The 20,855-nt window shown below is 60.3% G+C and carries 20 protein-coding genes; 2 read left to right on the top strand and 18 right to left on the bottom strand.

Features of this window, described 5'->3' with window-relative positions:
* Positions 1 to 234: 234 nt before the first annotated feature.
* Positions 235 to 636 (top strand): hypothetical protein, encoded by a 402-nt coding sequence (locus tag BW934_RS12355; RefSeq protein WP_076348594.1) that lies wholly within the window; start codon positions 235 to 237, stop codon positions 634 to 636.
* A 111-nt stretch (positions 637 to 747) separates the two neighbouring features.
* On the opposite strand, the gene BW934_RS12350 is transcribed toward BW934_RS12355, so the two are convergent.
* The 18 genes from BW934_RS12350 to BW934_RS12265 form a co-directional block, all read right to left on the bottom strand.
* On the bottom strand, positions 748 to 1,419 hold the full coding sequence (locus BW934_RS12350) for a response regulator transcription factor (RefSeq protein ID WP_076348534.1): 672 nt from the start codon (positions 1,417 to 1,419) through the stop codon (positions 748 to 750).
* Positions 1,420 to 1,435: 16 nt separating this feature from the next.
* Positions 1,436 to 2,452, bottom strand: coding sequence for a PAS domain-containing sensor histidine kinase (locus BW934_RS12345; protein WP_076348532.1), 1,017 nt, complete (start codon positions 2,450 to 2,452; stop codon positions 1,436 to 1,438).
* Positions 2,453 to 2,540: 88 nt separating this feature from the next.
* Entirely contained in the window at positions 2,541 to 3,953 is a 1,413-nt protein-coding gene (locus BW934_RS12340) for an MBL fold metallo-hydrolase (protein ID WP_076348530.1), read from the bottom strand.
* A gap of 65 nt (positions 3,954 to 4,018) precedes the next feature.
* Positions 4,019 to 4,615 carry a helical membrane plugin domain-containing protein gene (locus BW934_RS12335; RefSeq protein ID WP_076348528.1) on the bottom strand — a complete coding sequence of 199 codons (597 nt, stop codon included), beginning with the start codon at positions 4,613 to 4,615 and terminating at the stop codon, positions 4,019 to 4,021.
* An 18-nt stretch (positions 4,616 to 4,633) separates the two neighbouring features.
* The gene (locus tag BW934_RS12330) at positions 4,634 to 5,821 is read right to left on the bottom strand and encodes an NAD(P)/FAD-dependent oxidoreductase (RefSeq protein ID WP_076348526.1); all 1,188 of its coding nucleotides are present in this window, start codon (positions 5,819 to 5,821) and stop codon (positions 4,634 to 4,636) included.
* 157 nt (positions 5,822 to 5,978) lie between these two features.
* Complete coding sequence (gene groL, locus BW934_RS12325; protein ID WP_076348524.1) at positions 5,979 to 7,595, bottom strand: chaperonin GroEL; 1,617 nt, start codon at positions 7,593 to 7,595, stop codon at positions 5,979 to 5,981.
* Between the two features lie 64 nt (positions 7,596 to 7,659).
* On the bottom strand, positions 7,660 to 7,947 hold the full coding sequence (gene groES / locus BW934_RS12320) for a co-chaperone GroES (RefSeq protein WP_067850549.1): 288 nt from the start codon (positions 7,945 to 7,947) through the stop codon (positions 7,660 to 7,662).
* A gap of 383 nt (positions 7,948 to 8,330) precedes the next feature.
* Positions 8,331 to 9,254 carry a ribokinase gene (locus tag BW934_RS12315; RefSeq protein WP_076348522.1) on the bottom strand — a complete coding sequence of 308 codons (924 nt, stop codon included), beginning with the start codon at positions 9,252 to 9,254 and terminating at the stop codon, positions 8,331 to 8,333.
* Positions 9,255 to 9,270: 16 nt separating this feature from the next.
* Positions 9,271 to 10,236, bottom strand: a complete 966-nt coding sequence (locus tag BW934_RS12310) for a D-ribose ABC transporter substrate-binding protein (protein WP_076348592.1) — start codon at positions 10,234 to 10,236, stop codon at positions 9,271 to 9,273.
* Positions 10,237 to 10,291: 55 nt separating this feature from the next.
* Entirely contained in the window at positions 10,292 to 11,221 is a 930-nt protein-coding gene (locus tag BW934_RS12305; protein WP_076348520.1) for an ABC transporter permease, read from the bottom strand.
* Positions 11,218 to 12,726 carry a sugar ABC transporter ATP-binding protein gene (locus tag BW934_RS12300; protein WP_076348518.1) on the bottom strand — a complete coding sequence of 503 codons (1,509 nt, stop codon included), beginning with the start codon at positions 12,724 to 12,726 and terminating at the stop codon, positions 11,218 to 11,220. The genes BW934_RS12305 and BW934_RS12300 overlap by 4 nt, the downstream gene beginning before the upstream one ends.
* Before the next feature lie 13 nt (positions 12,727 to 12,739).
* Positions 12,740 to 13,135: a D-ribose pyranase gene (rbsD, locus tag BW934_RS12295; protein ID WP_076348516.1), complete on the bottom strand. Its 396-nt coding sequence runs from the start codon at positions 13,133 to 13,135 to the stop codon at positions 12,740 to 12,742.
* Between the two features lie 57 nt (positions 13,136 to 13,192).
* A complete protein-coding gene (locus BW934_RS12290; RefSeq protein WP_234969789.1) occupies positions 13,193 to 14,197 on the bottom strand; it encodes a LacI family DNA-binding transcriptional regulator in 1,005 nt (334 codons plus the stop codon).
* A 696-nt stretch (positions 14,198 to 14,893) separates the two neighbouring features.
* A complete protein-coding gene (locus BW934_RS12285; RefSeq protein ID WP_076348514.1) occupies positions 14,894 to 15,463 on the bottom strand; it encodes a molybdopterin-guanine dinucleotide biosynthesis protein B in 570 nt (189 codons plus the stop codon).
* Positions 15,456 to 16,448: a molybdopterin-binding protein gene (locus tag BW934_RS12280; RefSeq protein ID WP_076348512.1), complete on the bottom strand. Its 993-nt coding sequence runs from the start codon at positions 16,446 to 16,448 to the stop codon at positions 15,456 to 15,458. The genes BW934_RS12285 and BW934_RS12280 overlap by 8 nt, the downstream gene beginning before the upstream one ends.
* Positions 16,445 to 17,038 (bottom strand): molybdenum cofactor guanylyltransferase, encoded by a 594-nt coding sequence (mobA, locus tag BW934_RS12275; protein ID WP_234969782.1) that lies wholly within the window; start codon positions 17,036 to 17,038, stop codon positions 16,445 to 16,447. The genes BW934_RS12280 and mobA overlap by 4 nt, the downstream gene beginning before the upstream one ends.
* 11 nt (positions 17,039 to 17,049) lie before the next feature.
* Positions 17,050 to 17,607, bottom strand: coding sequence for a 5-formyltetrahydrofolate cyclo-ligase (locus BW934_RS12270; protein WP_268758401.1), 558 nt, complete (start codon positions 17,605 to 17,607; stop codon positions 17,050 to 17,052).
* Between the two features lie 10 nt (positions 17,608 to 17,617).
* Complete coding sequence (locus BW934_RS12265) at positions 17,618 to 18,526, bottom strand: phosphatase PAP2 family protein (RefSeq protein ID WP_076348508.1); 909 nt, start codon at positions 18,524 to 18,526, stop codon at positions 17,618 to 17,620.
* Between the two features lie 62 nt (positions 18,527 to 18,588).
* Here BW934_RS12265 and BW934_RS12260 point away from each other — a divergent pair, with 62 nt between their 5' ends.
* On the top strand, positions 18,589 to 20,565 hold the full coding sequence (locus BW934_RS12260; RefSeq protein ID WP_076348506.1) for an ABC-F family ATP-binding cassette domain-containing protein: 1,977 nt from the start codon (positions 18,589 to 18,591) through the stop codon (positions 20,563 to 20,565).
* The last annotated feature ends 290 nt before the right edge of the window (positions 20,566 to 20,855 follow it).

Here is a 20,855-nt window from a genome sequence, read left to right as displayed (position 1 = left end):
CGATTGAAAGTCCCCACCGCGCGCTTTCCAGGTGTCATCCGGCGCACAGCCGCACGGCTGCCATTGGCCGTTCATCGCAATCGGAGGGGTCTTGTGATAGGATCCATGGAAGAGGGGAACTTGAACCCACGGTCAACGTTCGATGAACTTCCGTCCCAGCGGATCCGTCTATTCGCGCGGATGGAGCGGCCTCCGGACAGGCCGCAGCCCTTCGGCCAAAGGAGGGATATGCACGTGGCGAAAGACACCGAGGAGATCTCGCTGTCGGCCTTGAACCCTGACCCGATACCCCTGTACGGCAAGAGGCCCTTTCCCAAGAGTGCGAGCCGGTGCAAGCGATGCAAGATGCCGTCAGACCTCCAGTTTTGCATGATGTGTCAGACGGAATTTGTGACGCAAGCGCGGATGTGTTTTCAATCCATCTTAGACGCGCTGGAAATGCAGCGGGACCCAAACCGGTCGTATGAAGAAAAGCGCGCGGCGTACAAGTCGGCCAAGCGCCGGATGAAACAGCTCCAAGAGTTGAAGACGTACGGCGTGACCTTCGAACAGACAAAGGTGTTTCGCAAGGCGCTGCGCAGCCTGCGCGAGGCGCTGCGCGAGGAAAAGGCCGAGCGGTCCGCCAACCTCGCCTGAGGGTGCACCGTGCGAGTCGCCGCGCCTCGCCCGCGTGTGAAGCCCGGCTCGAACTCGACCTTCCGTAGCGGTGACACCCCAGGCCCTGTCCTCGCGCGCTTGGCGCGCAGACTACCTTTCTCCAGCATCGGGCGCCGCCCTCGGGTTCGCCAGCTCCACGAGGCCGCTCTGATACGCGTATCGCACCAGCTCAGCCCTCGATTTGAGCCCGAGTCGGCGCATGATGTGTTGCCGATGGGTTTCCACGGTCTTCACACTGATGTGAAGGGCGTCCGCCACCTCCCGATTCGTATAACCCTGCGCCAAAAGCACGAGGACCTCCATTTCGCGCGGCGATAAAGGCTGAGTGGGACGCGGGCTCCCGTCAGCGCCTGGCGCACGCTCTCCCCACCGGCGAGAGATGTATGGGCGGCCCGGTTGACCTTGCTGGATGGCGGCCACGATTTCGCTCGAGTCGTCGTGCTTGAACACGATGCCCGAGACGTTTGCATCCAACATCTTTTCGACGTGCGCGCGATCGTCGAACATCGTCAGCATGATCACGCGGATCTGCGGAGCCACTTGCCGGAGATGCCGCGCCGCCGTGATCCCGTCCAGCCCCTGAGGCATGTGGACGTCCATCAACATGACGTCGGGATTCTCGCGCACAGCCATCTTCAGCGCCTCTTCGCCGCTTGCGCACTCGCCCACCACCTGAATGCCATTCACCCCGTGCAAAATGAGGCGCAGACCTTGGCGCACGAGGGCGTGATCGTCGACAATGACCACGCGCGTCTGAGCCACACGACTGCCTCCTTGCTTAACCGAGTGGATTCGGAAAGACGACGCGGACGCGCGTGCCCTGCCCGGGCTCGCTCTCAATCTCGAGCCTGCCACCAAGCGCCGACGCGCGTTCGCGCATGTTTTTCAAGCCGTAGCCTGGCAACCACTTGATTTCATCCGTATGGAATCCGCACCCATCGTCCACGATCTCGACCTCGCACACCTCTAGGCACGTCATGCGAATCCGAATGTGGCGCGCGCGGCCGTGCGACATGGCGTTGTGCACAGCCTCCTGCACGATGCGGTACACGTGAATGGCCACCCCGCCGAGATCGCCACCCGGCCATTCTTTGTTCATGTCGACTTCGATCCGGCAGCGATCGGTCGACATCTCCTCGCTCAGCATGCGAATGGCGGCGCTCAGGCCGAGATCGAACAACAGCGACGGGTACAGCGTGTGCGATAGCGCGCGGACCTCGCGGGAACACCGCTTCACCTGTGCTCGCAGGTCGTCGAGCGCGCGCCGGAAGCGGGGAGGCGCATGGCGCTTGAGATGCTCCATGCCGAGATCGATGGCGTACAGCGACTGACTGACGCCATCGTGAAGCTCCTGGGAGATGCGCTTACGTTCCTGTTCCTGCACCTCGAGCGTCATGCGATTGAGACGGGCGCGCAGCTCGAGTTCCTTGGCCTGGCGCTCGCGGGTGACATCGCGAATGACGATGACCATGTCGCGGCTTTCCGCATCGCGGGCCGGCTCGAGAAACGTGCGGCTCATGCCGACCGACACATACGCGCCATCCTTGGTCGGAAGTTCGGATTCAAAGTACGAGACATCCGTTTGCCCCGCGAGAAAACACCGCTCTTCCCCAGCGGCCACTTCGCGCATCTCGCAAAACCTGCAGTACGGGATCCAATCGCCAAGCTCCCATCCAGTCATGCGCGTCGCCGATGGATTGATGAAGACGATGATGCGATCCTGGTCCATGACGATGATCCCGTCGTTCAGTGCGTTGAACAGGTGCGAAAGTCGCTCTGCGCTGTACCCCGCCATCAGATGACCTCCATCGCCGCGCGGTGTTGCCCAGCTTTATCGTCCCGCTTCGCTGCCCGACGTCGTGGCCGAGATCGACCGCAAGCCATCACGGCTCAATCGGAAAGCCATGGCGGCGCCACGCCTCGTAGCCGCCGAGCATGTTCCGCACGTCCGCGATGCCGTGCGCGCGGAGGATGCTCGCCGCGATGGCGGATCGGCCCCCCGTCCGGCAGTAGACGCAGACCGGACGATCGCGCGGCACGTCAGAGATCGAGGCGGAAAGCTTCGCAAGCGGGACGTGGCGCGCATGGGGCAGATGGCCCAACGCCCATTCGTCGTCGTTGCGAACGTCGAGCAGCCAGACGTCGCCGTCGATCCATGGGCGGACCTCCTCAGGCGAAACGTGAGCGTACGACGAGATCTCCTCTTCCGCCAGTTGCTCCAACGCTGTGGGCGGCGCCCAATCCACGACGTCGTCGATCCCGATGGAGCGAAGCGCGCGGAGCACCTCGGGTACCGTCGCTTCGCCCGCCAGGAGGTGGATGGGGGTGTCCACAGGCACGAGCCAGCCCGCCCACGTGACAAACGACTTGTTCCACGGAATGTTGAGACTACCTGCCAAGTGCCGCTTTGCAAAGGCGTCCGCAGGGCGGACATCGAGCACCAGACCGCTTGCACGCCAGGCGCGCACTCGCGCATGGGTGAGTTCGACCGGCTCGGGATCGGAAAGCTGTGCGAGCAGGCGGGGCCCCACCTTGTTGACCTGCTTCATGCGGGCAAAGTAGGTAGGCGCCTCGGGTTGCCCCGCGAGGAGCGCCTGAACGAACGCGTCTTCGTCGTGATGCTGAAGGGCCCAATTGACGAGCTTCTCATAGCCGACCGTGGACGACGGCACCGCCCCCAGGGCCTTGCCGCACGCACTGCCCGCGCCGTGCGCCGGCAAGACCTGGACGTGATCGGGCAGAGCCGCAAACCTGCGCAGAGAATGGAACATCTGGCGCGCGAGCGCCTCGGAGCTGCCGCGTGCCCCTGCGACGCGTTCGAGCAAGTCGGGCCGCCCAACATCGCCGACGAAGACGAAGTCCCCGGAAAAGAGCGCCATGGGCACATGGGGCGACGCCTTGCCGTCGTACAACAGGTACGAGACGTGTTCCGGCGTGTGCCCAGGCGTGTGCAGAACGACCATGCGCACGTGCCCGAAGCGAAGCTCGTCGCCATCCTTCAGCCGTTGATGCGGGTAGTCCTTGACGTAGTCGGATTTCCACTCCGGCGGCCCCTCGTCGGACACGCAGAGCGTGGCCCCCACGCGTGCTGCCATCTCCCGCGCCCCAGAGACGAAGTCGGCGTGAATGTGGGTCTCGAGCGCGGCGACGATGCGGAGTCCTTCCCGTTTGGCCTGCCATAGATACGGTTCGATGTCCCGGCCGGGATCGATCACACAGGCCTCGCCCGTTTCCTGGCAGCCAACCAAGTACGATGCGTGCGCCAACCCCTCATCGTAAAAGCGGCGAAGATACATGTCACCCATCCTCTCGTCTTTGCTCTCTGTGGTTCTCGCTGTGGTGCCAAGCCTCCTGCACGTCGTCACAGGTTGTCGAGCGACGGCGCGTCTGCGCGCGCTTGAGCCACCTGCACAAAGGCCTTCGCGTAACGCAGGCCCTTCTGAACCATGGGTTCCTTCAAGAGGCGGATGAGCGACCAGACGGTCACGGGCGAACGGTCTTGCGCCGCCACCTCACGCGCCTCGCGCGCCGTCGCGCGCACCTCGTCCACCACGCGCTTGACGGGCTGCAGCTCTGCCCCAAGGCTCTGGAACAGGTAGTCGACGGAAGCTCGATCCTCGAGGACCTCCTTCGCAAACTCAACCAACGGAAGGAGAGGCTTCATCAGCTCCACGAGGCTCGGCAGGGCGTTCAACACCTGAGCGAGGGCCACGAGGGTGTCGCGATGCACGTGGAGCGGAATCTCTTCCGACGCTGATTCTATGAGATAGCGCAGAGACTCTTGGTCCTGCATCAGTTCGCGGCCAAAAGCGATGGCCGATGGCAAGTCCCCGAGGGCCTCATCCCACTCCGCCAGGCGCTCGATCACGCGCACGAATTTCGCCTGGAAGTCGGGATCGCCGAGCATATGTTCCGAACCACCGAATCGTGCCGCGTCGGTTGTGTCGCGGGTCACCATGGATTTCACCCCCTGCGCCTACATCAGGCCCTTGAGCATGCCGTCCCAGTACAAAACCGGGAGGAACGCTTTCTTGAGCACGTACATGCTGAAGCGCTCCTGGCCTTGATCGAAAGGAAAAGTTTCGTCGGGCTCTTGACTGTAATCAAATTCGGCGAGGATCAGGCGGCCGTAGCCGGTGACGAGCGGACAAGACGTGTAGCCGTGGTATTCTGCCTCGACCGGCTTGTCATGGAGATAAGCCGTCAGATTGTGCACGAGAACCGGTACCTGCTTGCGAATCGCCGCCCCGGTTTTGGAGGTGGGAAGGCTGGAGCAATCGCCGAGACTGAACACATTGGGAAAGCGGACGTGCTGCAGCGTGAATTTGTCGACGTCGACCCACCCAGCATCGTTGGCCAACGGGCTCGTCTTGATGACATCAGGAGCGCTCATCGGCGGCACCACGTGCAGCAGTTCGAACTCGAGCTCCATCGTCTGACGCGTGTCCAGGTTCTCAAACACGGCGATGCGATCGTCGGGCTTGACCTCGACGAGCCGGTGTTTGAAGTGGGGCTGAATGCCCTTGCGCTCCACCACCTTCATGAGCGCATCGGCGTATTTCTTAACGCTAAAGATGCTGGCCGTCCCCGTGACATAGTGGATCTGCGCTTTGCTGCGCACGCCTTTTTTTCTCAGATAGTCGTCGGCGAGATAGGCAATTTTCTGCGGGGCGCCGCCGCACTTGATGGGCGTCTCCGGCATGGTGAACACGGCATTTCCGCCGCGGAAGTTTTTGAGCGCGTGCCACGTCGTTTGCACGTAGTCATACGTGTAGTTGCTACAGATGCCGTTTTGGCCGATATGGCCCTCGAGCCCTTTGATCTTGTGCCAATCCATCTGAATGCCCATGGCGACGACCAGCGCGTCGTAGCCGACGACTGCACCCGAAGCGAGTTCCACTTCGCTGCGCTCTGGATGGAAAGCAACAGCTTTGTCGCGCACCCACACGGCGCCTTGTGGAATCAGCGTGGACTCGTCGCGCACGGTCACCTCGCGCGGAGCTGCTCCGGCTCCCACCAGCGTCCAGAGAGGTTGGTAGTAGTGTTTCTCCGCAGGTTCGATGATGGCCACTTGCCCTTTCCACTTTGGGTGTTCGCGCAGCAGCCTCGCAGCCGTCGAAATTCCGGCTGTACCCCCGCCCACAATGACGATGGGATAACGCACGGCAGATCCCCCCTCGCGAATGAAAGCCCTTTCATCCACAAGCCTACTCGGGGCGGGGGAGTGTGACCATCGGGGAAAACCCTGATTCTTGGGAAGCTGAAACGTAAAAAAGGCATCCGAAGGGTCGCCCCTTCGAATGCCTCTTCCGTTCCAAGACTCACATCATGTCGCCCATGCCCGCGCCGGGAGCCGGAGCCTTTTCCTTTTCCGGCTTGTCGGCCACCGCAGCCTCGGTCGTGAGGAAGGTCGCAGCGACGCTGGCCGCGTTCTGCAACGCGGAGCGGGTCACCTTCGCCGGGTCGACAATGCCGGCCTCGAACATGTTCACCCACTCGCCGGTCGCCGCGTTGTAACCGATGCCCTGCTGCTCAGCCTTCAGGCGCTCCACGATGATGGAGCCTTCGACGCCTGCGTTCTCCGCAATCTGGCGAACCGGAGCCTCAAGCGCCTTGCGCACCAGGTTCACGCCCGTCAACTCGTCGCCTTCCGTCTGCACGTTGTCGAGCGCCTTGATGACGTTCACCAGCGCGACGCCACCGCCCGGCACGATGCCTTCCTCGACAGCCGCGCGCGTCGAGTTGAGCGCGTCTTCGATGCGCAGCTTCTTCTCCTTGAGCTCGGTCTCGGTCGCCGCACCCACCTTGATGACTGCGACGCCGCCAGCCAGCTTCGCGAGGCGCTCTTGCAGCTTCTCGCGGTCGAAGTCGGAGGTCGTCTCTTCGATCTGCGCCTTGATCTGGTTGATGCGAGCCTGGATAGCCGACTTGTCGCCAGCACCGTCCACGATGATGGTGTTCTCCTTGCTCACGCGCACCTGGCGAGCGCGGCCGAGCTGATCCAGCGTGGTGTTGCGCAGCTCAAGCCCGAGCTCCTCGCTGATGACCTGACCACCCGTGAGGATGGCGATGTCCTGCAACATGGCCTTCCGGCGATCGCCAAAGCCAGGCGCCTTCACAGCCACAGCGTTGAACGTACCGCGGATCTTGTTGACCACGAGCGTCGCGAGCGCCTCGCCCTCCACGTCCTCAGCGATGAGGAGCAACGAGCGGCCAGACTGCACCACGCGCTCCAGGACAGGCAGGATCTCCTGAATGCTCGAGACCTTCTTGTCGGTGATGAGGATCAGCGGCTCGTCGAGCACGGCCTCCATCTTGTCCGCATCCGTCACCATGTACGGCGAGATGTAGCCGCGGTCAAACTGCATACCTTCGACGACCTCGAGCTCCGTGGTGAAGCCCTTCGACTCCTCGACGGTGATGACGCCGTCGTTCCCGACTTTCTCCATCGCGTCCGCGATGAGCTCACCAATCTCGTTCGATCCGGCCGAGATGGCGGCGACCTCCGCGATGTTCTTGCGGCCTTGCACCGGCTTCGCGATCTTCTTCAGCTCTTCGACAGCGGCCGTCACAGCCTTCTCAATACCGCGGCGCAGCACCATCGGGTTTGCACCAGCCGCGACGTTCTTGAGGCCCTCGCGGATCATCGCCTGAGCCAACACCGTCGCCGTCGTGGTACCGTCACCTGCGACGTCGTTGGTCTTCGTCGCGACCTCCTTCACGAGCTGCGCACCCATGTTCTCGTACGCGTCCTCGAGCTCAATCTCCTTCGCGATGGTCACGCCGTCGTTCGTGATGAGCGGAGAACCAAACTTCTTTTCCAGCACGACGTTGCGGCCCTTCGGTCCGAGCGTCACCTTCACCGCATCCGCAAGCGCGTCGACTCCGCGCATCATCGCACGGCGAGCTTCTTCACCAAAGCGAATCTCTTTTGCCATGTCGCATACCTCCCTGACGACTGTGGAATGTTCCGATCATGCAGCGTGGCAAGGCCTGAATGGCTTACTTCTCGACAATCGCCAAGATGTCGCTCTCGCGCAGGATCAGGAGCTCTTCGTTGTTCACCTTGACTTCGGTGCCCGCGTACTTGGAGTAAATGACCCGATCGCCCACCTTGACCTCCATGGCCACGCGGTTACCCTTCTCGTCGAGCTTGCCCGGGCCGACGGCGATCACTTCGCCCTCCTGCGGTTTTTCCTTCGCGTTGTCCGGCAGGAAAATCCCACTCGCGGTCTTTTCCTCACGCTCCACCGGACGAATCACGACGCGATCAGCGAGCGGCTTCAACATTGCGAACGACCTCCTTGCGAAGTGTTGTTCCGAGCCTTTGTTAGCACTCTCGCTCGGTGAGTGCTAACACCATGGACTATGATAATCGGTTCGCTGCGAGAGTGCAACAGGGAATTCAACTTTTTTTGCAGCTTCGTGGTATTGTCGGCCCGAGGTTCATCCTGCAAAGGGTCACTTGTGCATTATCGAAACCTAGGAAGGTCCGTCGACAACAATGTCTCTCGGCGTAAATGGACCGCCGTCGCCCTTGGGCTTCACAGCTTTAGATAGGCGGCATTCCCACATCATAAGGGTTTAACTCGACATTTCAATGTAAAAACTTGGATTTACCTTCTTGTTCCTAAAAATTAGAGAGACCACCCCAAAAGGGTAGTCTCTTTACTTCATGCTCTCTGGCCTAAGAACGTTTCTGTCTCTTCCCTCGTAGGAATACTGTTTTGAGCACCTCTTTGTGACACGCATAGCGCCGCAGCAGCAGCGGCCTTGCGAAGGGCAGTCTCCGGCGAACCCACACCATCCCATTCCGCAGCAAACACACCGATATACGTGTCTCCGGCGGCCGTTGTGTCTACCACCGGTACCGTGAACGCCGGGATCCGCATGAGGCCAAACTCATGCGACACCGCCAAGCTGCCATGATTGCCCAACGTAACAATAACAAGTCCTGGCCCCATAGCAAGTAACTGCTCTGCAGCATTTCGGGCCAACCCCTCGTCGCTTACTTCGTAACCCACGAGGGCGCTCGCCTCTTTCTCATTTACGACGATGACATCCTTATCCGTAAGCAAACCATTCGGGATTGGCTCAACAGGTGCCACGTTCCAAATGACACGGCAGCCCAAACGTTGTGCGAGGCAAATCGCGTGAACCACCGTATTGCGGGGAATCTCATTCTGAAGTAGCATTGCGGAACCGGGAGACACCGAACCCGACCCACACGCACGTTCTACATCCTGAGGTACCAACAACGCATTTGCACCTTCACACACGACAATTCTGTTTTGACCATCCCGGTCCACGGTAATTAATGCCACACCCGATGGCGCATCCTTAGTGAAGACGCCTTCGACGCCGACCCCAGACTTAACAAGCTCCATGCGAATAGATTCCCCAAATACGTCCCCGCCTACCGCGCCAACCATTTGTACGCGCCCTCCATGCCGCGCGGCGGCAACAGCTTGATTAGCGCCCTTGCCGCCGGTGTAAAACTGAGCAGACGCGGTCTTGACGGTCTCTCCCGCTCTTGGCATGTGGTCCACCACGGCCACGATGTCCATGTTGAGACTACCCACTACCGTGATGTCCACTTATGTCACCTCGACTTTAAAATCCTGTGAAAGGAGTATTTTTTTCAACCAAATGTAGTGGCGAGTCCACTTGCTTTGGAACCTTCTCACCTTCGGCGAGCTTCACAGCGTATTCCACTCCTAAGATGCCTTCTTGAACCGGCTGTTGAGCAATGTCGGCATACATGAGCCCCTTGTGGACATCGTTCACGGCCTCCTTCTCACCATCAATTCCAACAATTTTGATGTTATGCTTCCCGGCTTCCTGAATGGCTTTTAACGCCCCAAGCGCCATCTCGTCGTTTTGGGCAAATACGCCTTGGATATTCGGATGTGCCTGTAGGATATTCTGCATCACATTCAACGCCTGGCTGCGATCGAAGCTTGCAGTTTGTCGTGCCACAACACGAATACCTGGTGCCTTTCGAATCTCCGCGTCAAACCCCTTTTCGCGATCAGCTTCAGCCGAGGTTCCAATTACACCTTGTAACTCGACGACCTGACCCTTGCCTCCCAGCGCCTTAATCAATTCATCAGCTGCCATCATGCCCGCTTCCACACTGTTTGACGCAATGAAACATGCCACATTGCCCTTTGTTACACTGCGGTCCAGCGTAATGACAGGGATGTGCGCTCGATTCGCTTGTTCCACGGCCGTCGATAAGCTCTGGCTGTCCGTGGGATTTAAAATGATTGCGTTGACGTGTTGCTGGATGAGATCCTCTACCTGATTCAACTGCGTCGCAGGATCGTTGTTGCCGTTCAGCACGGTTACCTGCACACCTAATTTTTTGGCTTCTTCCTGAACACCATTCGACATCGCGACGAAGAACGGGTTGTTGAGGGTGGACACCGCAAATCCCAGTTTAATTGCTTTTGTGCTCGCGGACTCAGTGTTCGAGGGACTTGTGTTCTGCGAACTTTGCGACGCATTTGTGCCGCACCCAGCAAGCACTCCTGCCGCTACGACGCTTACTGCCAACAACGATGTCCAACGTTTCATCCTTAAAACCCCCTTCAAATGTGCGAAAGTATATATGAGATGGTGCAGATGCACCTTATCTCCCCTCGGACCTCTTGCGGTCCAACATGATGGCAATCAAAATTACGATGCCCTTGACGGCATCCTGGTAGAAAGAACTTACATTGAGCAAATTGAGTCCGTTATCGATTACGCCGAGAATCAGCGCGCCGATAATGGTCCCGACAAGGGTCCCCTCACCGCCGAAAAGGCTAGTCCCTCCGAGTACGACGGCCGTGATCGCATCTAGCTCGTAGCCATCCCCTGCCGTCGGTTCTGCGGTTGCAAGACGAGAAGTAAGAATGAGTCCAGCCAAGGCAGCCAAGATGCCACTAACCACATAAACGGCAACGAGATACCGCTTCGAGCGAACACCGGCCAGGTACGCCACCTTTTCGTTTCCTCCGATGGCGTAAATCCTTCTTCCCGCCACTGTCCGCGAGAGAATCGTCCACGCGATAAAGAACACAACTACGGTGATCCAAACTGGGACGGGCACCCCAAGAATCGCCCCATTGCCAAGCCCATTAAATGAGTTGGGCAAGTTAAAGATGGGTTGCCCGTTCGTATAAATTTCTGTTAAACCACGAAACAATGTCATCGTTCCAAGCGTGACGATAAAGGGTGCAAGACGTGCGTAGGCCACAAGAACGCCGTTGAAAGCTCCGGCAATGGCTCCAATGCATAATGCAGCAATACCCGCCAACCATGGGTTGGTGCCGCCCACCATCCACTGTGCGGCGATAGCCGACGTCAACGCTAGCGTGGCCCCCACGGATAGGTCTATTCCAGCTGTGAGAATGACGAAGGTCATCCCGATGGCTAACAGCGCATTCACGGACGTTTGCAGCGCAATGTCCAGTAGATTGCTCACCGTGAAAAATTGCCGAGATGCGACGGCCAGGATAATAATGAGCAAAATCAACCCAAGGAGCGGACCGAAGCGATACCGTCGGAACCAATTCATGCATGCGCACCCTGCCTTCCAGCCACGAGAGTCATGAAGACTTCCTGTTTCATCTGTTCACCTGATAGTTCGCCCACAACGGCGCGATCACGAAGGACGTAGACCCTATCGCATATACCTAACAGTTCTGGAAGATCAGACGAAACCACCAACACCCCCTTACCACGAGCCTTCATCTCGTTCATCAACTGATAAATCTCTTGCTTGGCCCCTACGTCCACTCCGCGCGTTGGTTCGTCAAGGACCAAGAGCTTTGGATCAAGGGCCAACCATTTTGCAAAAACCACTTTCTGCTGATTGCCTCCACTCAGGTTCACCACAGGTTGTTCCGTAGAATGAACACGAATTGCAAGACGCTTCACCCAGTGCTCAGCAAACTCACGCTCCTGCTTGCTAAGCACAAATCCAAACCGTTGCCTAGAGATAAGGCTAGGTAGAGCAAGATTGAATCGAACAGAAAAAGGAAGTAAAAGGCCGTCATCTTTTCGATCCTCAGTGACAAATGCTATTCCCTGTGCTATGGCGTCTCGAGGACCATGAAATCTTACCTCGCGTCCAAATAAAAGCATCTTCCCGGACAGTAATCGATCCACTCCCGTAATGGCCCGTGCTAGCTCTGTCCGGCCTGCTCCCATCATCCCTCCCAAACCGACAATTTCGCCGCTTCGTACAGTGATAGATACAGGATGTGGCAGCGAGCGCGTTTTTACTTCATTTAGCTCCAGAATCACGTCTCCAGGTTGAGTTTCGACCTTAGGATAACGATTTTCCACACTTCGTCCGACCATCCGTTCGACAAGTACGTCCTCACTCACCTCTCGCATGGAGAACGTCCCGACGCTCATGCCATCTCGCAACACGGTTACCCTATCAGCGATGGCAAACAACTCCTCAAGCCGGTGGGAGATATAAATCACTCCGACTTCATGCCGTTTCAAATCCTCAATGATTTCAAACAGCCTGCGCGTCTCTTTGTCCGTCAGCGCAGCGGTAGGTTCGTCCATGATGAGAAAGCGAACATCTTGCTGTAAGGCTCGAGCAATTTCTACCAACTGCCGCTCTCCAATTCCCAGCATCGACACAGGCGTACCGGGGTCTCGGTCGAGTCCCACCCTATCGAGCAATTCGCGAACTCGATCCCTCAACCGAGAATATCGGACCCACCCGACGGCGTTCCGAAACTCGTCTTCATAGCCGATGAGAAGATTTTCCTCAATGGATAGGTTCGGAAACAAATTGAGTTCCTGATGAATAATCGTGATACCCGCACGTCTCGAATCCAAAACCCCTCGAAACCTTTGTGGAACACCGTCAATGAGAATTTGCCCGCTGTCGGGTTGATACACTCCTGCGAGCGTTTTCATCAAAGTCGATTTTCCAGCTCCGTTTTCGCCCAAAAGTGCATGCACCTCACCACCTTTCACGGATAAACTCACCTTGCGCAGAACCTGTACTCCCGAAAAAGATTTTTCGATTTCTCTCATCTCCAGATAAGACACAGACATCTCTCCTATCGGGTTATGAAAATGCAACCCCTGCGACAAAGATCACGTTTTTGTAGGGAGTCCATTCACCTGTTCTCACGACAGAGCGCACATTGGGCAAAGCTTGCTTAAAGTCAGAGTGAGAAACAAATTGACCCAACGTTCCTACTCGCTCTCGCAAGTGATTCACCACTTCAGGGGCTCGACTCGCAAGTTCATTTGCGACAACAAAGTCCTCTACTACGAGCTCCGTAAGAATGGTATCGCAGACTTCAAGGAATGACGGCGTACCCGGTTTTAACGCAAGATCCACGATCTCAACTCCAGGTGGAATAGGTAATCCACAGTCCGCGACTGCAACGAGTTCTCCATGCCCCAGTTGGGCAATGATTTGCGATAATCTCCCATGCATAATCCCATACCGCTTCATATTCACGTACTCCCTATGGTAACGTTTCCACACAGCTTATACTGAGGATTTCAGTTGTTACTCCGACGAACGCTTCTTTACACTAGAATGCCGGACAACAAGTCTTGGTTCGAACTTGGCCTTGCGAACACCCTGAACGGAGTCATCGGTAAGTTGCTCAAAAAGCAACTCGAACGCCGACGCGCCCATTTCGTATGAGGGTTGCTCAATCGTCGTCAACGAAGGGCTAACATATCCCGCGGTGGGAATATTGTCATATCCTACGACCGCGACATCGCGAGGGACCTCAATCCCTAGCTTCGCCGCAGCTTGTAAAGCCCCTATTGCCATTAAATCATTGGCGGCGAAAATCCCATCGGGTCTCTCGGAACCTTCAAGTATCATCGTCGCAATGTGAAATCCCGAGGCGAAGCGAAAATCTCCTTCGTACACCTTGCCGGCGAGCCCAGCCCGTGACATGGCCTGTTCGTATCCCTTTCGTCTTTCTTGAGCCGACGGCGAATCGTTAGGTCCCGCAATATGTACAATATTTGTACATCCCATGGCCAGCAGATGCTCAACAGCCAGCACGGCCCCCTGGCAATTGTCCGTCCATACTGACCACTTGAATTCAGAAGAGCGGCGATCAACTATCACCAGAGGTGTATCACCAACAGAAGCTTCGATCGCACTCGCTTGACTGCGACTGCCTACGACGACAATCCCATCGACCCATCTTCCCTTAAGGAGCTCAATGTACATCTGCTCACGTTCAGGATTCCAATCTGAGTTGCAGAGAAGAACTGAATACCCCTTGGCAATAGCGGCGTCTTCGACACCTCGTGCCATTTCCGAAAAGAACGGGTTGGCAACATCCGGGATAAGCAAGCCAATCGTTGAAGTTCGGCGACTGACCAGCCCGCGCGCAATTCGATTGGGTTGGTAATGTAATTCTTTCATTGCATCAAGAACCTTACGCTCGGTATCTTCGCCTACATAGCCATTTTGGTTAATCACTCGGGAAACCGTGGAAACAGAGACTCCCGCTTTGCGAGCCACATCACGAATCGTTACCAAAACCATCACCGTTTGTAATCTGGATTTGAGGTAACGTTTCCACATTGTCTGCCGGAAGTATATCAGGAAACGTTTTCACACGCAAGGGTACACAATCACTCGTCTAAAATCTAACCGAAAGGACCGAATCGCTTCTTACCGAAGGGTGCTTGTCGGCGGTTGTCGCTCCCATCTCGAAGCGAAGATCTTGCAGTCGCGCTGCGAGAGGTCGTTGACCTTGGGCGAAGCGCAGGCGACTCAAGTGTGACATCGCCATGACGCAGCGACACACACCACCTCTGTCCATACTCAGACGCCTGTGCTCTACATTACGAAACCGCAATGCGCCATCGTTAGATTTCGGGGAACTGACTTATACCTGTGTTGAGCGCCTCGACCTACGCTTCCGCAACCCTCAGGCACCGCATGCTCAGCCGCTCGTGCGGTAGGAATTTACACACCGTTCACAGGCTCTGCGATACGGGTCAAGTTGGCGTGAGCCATGTCATCTCAATGGAAGAAGATTACGAGTAGATGTACAGGATCCATTGGCAAAACACACACTTCAATGTAACTGATTCCCGCGATGTTTGGCCGATGCCAGGCTTCGACACCTTGGTCTTCTGCTTTCCCTCTCAGTGAGGCCTTTTGTTTCCGAGAGAATCCGTCCTGAACCGAATCGGACGCTTTAAAGGTTGTCGGGCACCTTTTCAGCGGCGCTTGCTAGCCTTTCGCTCCGTCCACGCGGTGGCCCGACGCGAGCGTTCCGACGCGCCAGGCGTCGAGCCACCACGTCAACACGTCCGCGGCTTGCTCCGGTCGAAAAGCAGGCACAGGGAATCGGCCGGGCCCGTCATCGTGCGACACCACGGCTGCGATGCCGCGGGCGCCCGCCTCGAGGAGGCGGTGAAAGTCGGCCGCGCCTCGAACCACCGCGATTTTCGCGTGCGCCGCGCGCTTCCCGCCTTCCGCGACAACGACGTCGACGTCGGCCACGGCGCGGATGGCCGCGAGCCACTGCGGGAAGTCCCCGGCTTGCCGGGATCGCAAGAGAAACCCCTGGCGGCTGGCCACCATCGTCACCGTGGCTCCCGCGCGCGCCGCGCGGGCGGTGTCGGCGTCGGGTTTCTCCCAGTCATCGGGCGCCTCGTCCGCGTGACCGTCGTGTTTCAGGTAGGCCACGCGCAAGCCTCGCTCGGCCGCTTCCCGGACGAGCGCCTCGGCGAAAAGCGTCTTGCCGGCGTTCGAAAAGCCCGCGATGCCGATGAGGACAGGCCCCTCCCCGTCACGCATTGAGCCACCCACCCACGCCCAAGACCGCGATGTCGCGCTTCCGAACTCGAAGCCCCGTGAGGACCCGCGGTAACAGGCGATCAAACGACGTGATCGGGTCGTAGATTACGGCGCCGGGCAGCCCGAAGATGGCCGTGTCGTTCCGGTAGGCGAGCATCAGCATGGAACCCGGCAACATCGGCGTGCCGTAGGTCACCACTTCCGTTGCCGCGTCGCGAATGGCCCCCGGCGAGCGATCGTCCGGGTCCACCGACATGCCGCCCGTGACGAGCACGAGCGTCGCCCCGCGCTCGCACGCTTCGGCGATCGCGTCCGAAATCGCGTCGCGATCGTCCCCGACAAACACCTGGTGCACGTCCTGGATGCCGTAGCGCGCGAGCTTGGCACGCAGCACGGGGCCGAACTTGTCCTCCACGCGCCCGTGCAAAATTTCGCTCCCCGTGGTCACAATCTGGACCTTCTGCGGCTGGTAGGGCAGCACGTCGATCACGGCGCGCTTCTGCGCCTGCGCGGCGATGACCTCGACGGCGCGAATCTTGTCCTCTGCGATGACGAGCGGGATCGGGCGGACGGCGGCAAGGCTTGTCCCTCGCGTCACGTGCTGAAACGGCCGCTTCGTCGCGATCGAGATCTCGTCGATGGTGTTCATGGCGGTCACGCGGCGCGCATCCACCCACAACATGCCGTCTCGGCTCGCGCGAAGGATGACCTTTCCCTCCGACACCTCGGACAGCTCCACGCCTTCACCCGCAATGGCGCGCGCCATGCGGACGGCGGCGTCGTCCTCGTGCAGCTCGCCCGGCTCGAGCTCGAGAATGTACAGGTGCCGCTTTCCCATGTCGAGCAGCACAGGAATATCTTCCTCGCGCACCACGTGGCCGCGCTTGAATTGGCGCCCCTTGAATTCGCCGGGCACGATTCTCGTCATGTCATGTGCGAGCGCCAGACCGATCGCGTCTTCCACAGGCACTTCTCGCCGGATCACGCGTCTCCCTCCCTCTTCAACCAGGCCTCGTAGTCCTCCGGCCGATGCACGGGCCGGACGGCCCAGGCGTCTTCCCATTCGACCGTACACACGTTGAGCCCCGCGATGGCCTTCTGCAGGCGGCGCTCGCCGCGCGCGCTCGCGTGGGCCATGGCCTCTACCGCGCGTTCCCCATAGACCGCCGCGAGAGGCTGAAGCTGGCCCTCTCGCACGGCGGCCGCGACATCGGCGCCGCTTTCGCCATACGCCGAGATGAGCGCCGCGGCATGAGCCGCCGAAATCCCAGGCAGATCTCCGGCCAACACGAGGAGGGGCGCGACGCGCTCCTCTCGCGATGCCACGAAACGGCCGAGCGCGGCGAGCGGCCCTTCGTAGCATGCCACATCCCTGACCCAGGCGATTTCCTCTGGCACCCATGGCAAAAGCGCGCTGCGGACGGGCGCATCCGCGTACAGCACGGCGACGCGCGGGCTCACCTGCGCCGCGACCCGCACGACATGCGCGGCGATGGGCAGGCCGCTTTCGTCCCGGGGAAGAACCAATTTGTTGCCTCGCTCCCCCATCCGCCGCGACGCACCGCCTGCGAGCACGGCAGCCCACCTCACGCCAAACAGGGCACGAGCCCCCCTTCCGTGAGCAGCGCGTGCACGCGCACGTCGTGCGGATGGCGAGGCAATGTCTCGGCGATCTGTTCCACGAAGCACACGCCGATGCGGCGGATGCCCCCCGCCTCCGGCCGCTTGAAGTAGCGATCGTAAAAACCGCCGCCATACCCTAGCCGCGTGCCGTCCTTGGCAAACGCGAGCCCGGGGACGAGCACCACCGAAAGCTCGCCGGGCGCGATGCGAGGCGCGTCCGATCCCGGCGCGGGAATGCCGTACGCGCCGGCCCGCAGCTCGGCGAGCGACGCGATGGCGCAAAACTCCATGTGCGCCGGGCCTTCGACGCGCGGCAGCGCGACCTTGGCGCCTGCGGCAAGGAGCGCTTCGCAGACGGGCGCGAGGTCCACCTCGCCGTGGACCGCCGCGTACAATCCCACGTACTGTCCCGCGGGCACGTCGCTCGCAAGGGCGCGCGCATGGGCCCAGATGGCCTCCTCCTGGCGGCGCCTCGCCTCGGGCAGAATGGCGGCGCGTCTCAAGCGATAGGTGTGGCGCAGCGCCTGTTTATCAGCTTCGATGGGAATTCGCCTCCCGCGTATAGAGCCCCACGAGCGAAAACAGCCACGGCGCGACCAACGTGGTCCAGCAGGCCACCGCGATAGCGCGCGCGTATTGCCACAGGGGCTCATCCAAATGCGCTTGTACCGCACATTGTACCGCAACGACACCCCCGAGTGCGATCACGCCGCATGCCACCCGTTTCCAAAGGACGGGATCGATCTGGGTCGCGAGAAACCGCTTCTCCACGGCCGCGCCCACGCCGCCGACGAGGAGAAATGCGGCGTACACCGACGAAGTCGCGTCGCGCGCAGCGACGAGCAGGATGGCTGGGAAGAGGACCGCCAGAACCACGGCGACGCCAAACGGGATGCCTCGGTACGTCCACCAGCGCCCCACCTGCCAGCCCACGATGCCGACCACGAGCCCGGCGAGCCATCCGACCGCGACATCCATGGGCCAGTGCAGGCCGAGATAGACGCGCGAGACGCCCACCGCGATGGAGAGAAGCACGGCGACCCAGAGCCACGCGCGCCGCCTCAGCCACTGCGCGATCGCGACGAAGAAGGTCATGGTGCCTTGCGCGTGGCCGCTCGGCATCGACAGGCCCGTGGCCGAACTGATATAACCGGACTGGATGCCCGGCACGCCGATGGGGCGAACGATGTGATAATACGACTTGAGCCACGCGTTCAGGTACATGCTGGTGAAAAACACGTAGGCGAGACGCATGCCAAGGGCGCGATCGACGGCGAGGATTGCGACGGGCAACACGGCGAAGTAAAACGACTCGTTGCCGAGGAGCGAGAAACTCGCGGCCACTCGGTCCAACACGGCCGAATGGTACGATTGGAGCCACACGATGAGGTCATATTGCCAGGCAAAGCCTTGCGGCAGCGGAAACGACGCTTTGGACATGAAGGAGCCCCCCACCTCGTCCGAAGTTGGCTGGTAGAGTGTATGGACAAAGGAGAATCCGTATGATCGTTTTGCAGGCAAACCGCGTGAAAAAGAGTTACGACGGGATCGAAGTGCTGCGCGGGGCATCGCTCACGGTGCGCGCGGGCGACAAGATCGGGCTCGTGGGGCGAAACGGCGCGGGCAAATCGACCCTGATGCGCATCCTGACGGGCCAGGAACAGCCGGACGAGGGCGAGGTCTTTGTCCGCAGCGGCGCTGAGGTGGGCTACGTGGCCCAATTCATCGGGCGAGACGATGACACCTCTGTGTACGACTTCGTGGCCGAGGCCAAGCGCCCCATTCAGGCGCTCGAGCGGGAGCTTCGCGATCTCGAGGCGCGCATGAGCGATCCACAGCTGTACGAGGACGAGGCGCGGTTTGCCGAGATCGCCCTTCTGTACGAGGAGCGCACCCGCCGCTTCGAGGCACTCGGCGGCTATCAGTGGGAGACGGACGTCCGCCGCGTGCTCGCCGGGCTCAACTTTTCGCGCGAGATGTACAGCATCCCCATCGCCACCCTCTCCGGCGGACAGCGAACGAGGCTCGCCCTCGCGCGGCTCCTCGCCGGGCGCCCCGACGTCCTGTTGCTCGACGAGCCCACCAACTACCTCGACATGGAGACCCTTGCCTGGCTGGAAGACTTCCTGATCCACAGCGACATGTCGCTCGTGGTCATCTCGCACGACCGGTACTTTCTCGATCGCGTCACGCGCCTCACCGTGTCGCTGGAGGACGGCGAGACGCGCGCGTACCCAGGGCCCTATCACGTCTACCTCGAGATGCGCGCGGCCGAGCGCGAGGAGATGTGGCGGAGGTACGAGGCGCAGCAGGACGAGATCGCGAGGATGGAGGCGTTCATCGCGCGCAACATCGCGCGCGCGTCGACGCACCGCCGGGCGCAGAGCCGGCGCCGGATGCTCGAGCGCATGGAGCGAGTGGAGCGGCCGGCCGCGGACGACCCGGCGCTCTGGATGCGCTTCGGCGTGCGCCGCACCTCAGGCGAGGACGTGCTTGAGGTGCGCGATCTCGCCATCGGCTACGGCGGCCAGGCGCTCGCGCGCAACATCCGCTTTCGGGTGCAGCGGGGCATGCGGCTCGCCATCCTCGGCCCGAACGGCGCCGGCAAGACGACCCTGCTTCGCACGCTCGTCGGCGAGATCCGGCCCCTCGCCGGCTGGTTCCGATTTGGCCAGGGCGTGGAGCTCGGTTACTACGCCCAGGAGGACGGCGGACTGCCGGAGCGCGAGCGGGTCATCGACGTCGTGTGGAACGCGTATCCCGATCTCGACCACACCTCGGTGCGCAAGCTCCTGGCCCAGTTTTTGTTTCGCGGGGAAGACGTGATGAAGCCGGTCGGCGCGCTATCCGGGGGAGAGCAGAGCCGGCTGAGGCTGTGCCTGCTGATGCAGAGCGGCGCCAACGTGCTCGTGATGGACGAGCCGACCAACCACCTCGACATTCCGAGCAAGGAGGCGCTCGAAGCCGCGCTCGCCGATTACGATGGCACCGTCATCTTCGTGTCGCACGATCGGTATTTCATCGATCAGCTGGCGACGCACATTGCGGTGCTCCGCCCGGACGGCGTCGAGTGGTACATCGGAAATTACACCGACTACATCGAGAAGGTCATGGAAAACGAGCGCTTGAAGCGCATCGAAGGCGCCGACGATGCGGAGGCGGAGAGCGCGCATGCGCCGCGCGCGGCGAGCGACGCGCGGCCCGAGCGGCGGCGCATCCGCTCGAGCGAGGCACGCAAACTGGAAGCCGAGATCGCGCAGTGGGAAGAGGCGGCGCACCGCATGGAGGCGGAGATGGAGCGGATTGCGCGGGAACAGAGCGAGGCGGCCATCGCCCAGGAGGTTGACCGGCTGCGCGATCTCGACGCGCAGTACAAGCGCCTCGAAGCAGAGTACCAGCGCGCGCTGGAGGCGTGGGAGTCCAAGTCGCTGGAGCTCGAAGCCCTGCGCAAGGCGCTCGAAGACTGGGGCGGAGGATAAGATTCCGCAGGGTGGCGCGGTTTCGAATCGGCAGCGTGTTCAGTTATCCACATTGTCCACCGATTTATCCACAGGCTCAAGGCTGACCGTTTCGAGCCTTTTCGACAGATTTCCACAACATCCACAACGCCGGATGGCCGAGTTATGCACAGAACGGCCGTTCGAGCGAGGAGCCGTGCGGCGCGGGCGGGAGCTGCCTTCCCCGGCGCAGAGATGGCACAAGGCGAGGCAGAAGCCTCGCCTTGTGTGTGCCATGTGAGCCTTGCGCCGCCTCGCGTACATGCCGAGCC

Source organism: Alicyclobacillus vulcanalis (genome assembly GCF_900156755.1).
Taxonomy (GTDB): Bacteria; Bacillota; Bacilli; order Alicyclobacillales; family Alicyclobacillaceae; genus Alicyclobacillus; species Alicyclobacillus vulcanalis.
Note: the sequence above shows the minus strand (reverse complement) of the source record. Positions and strands in the feature narration are given on the sequence as shown.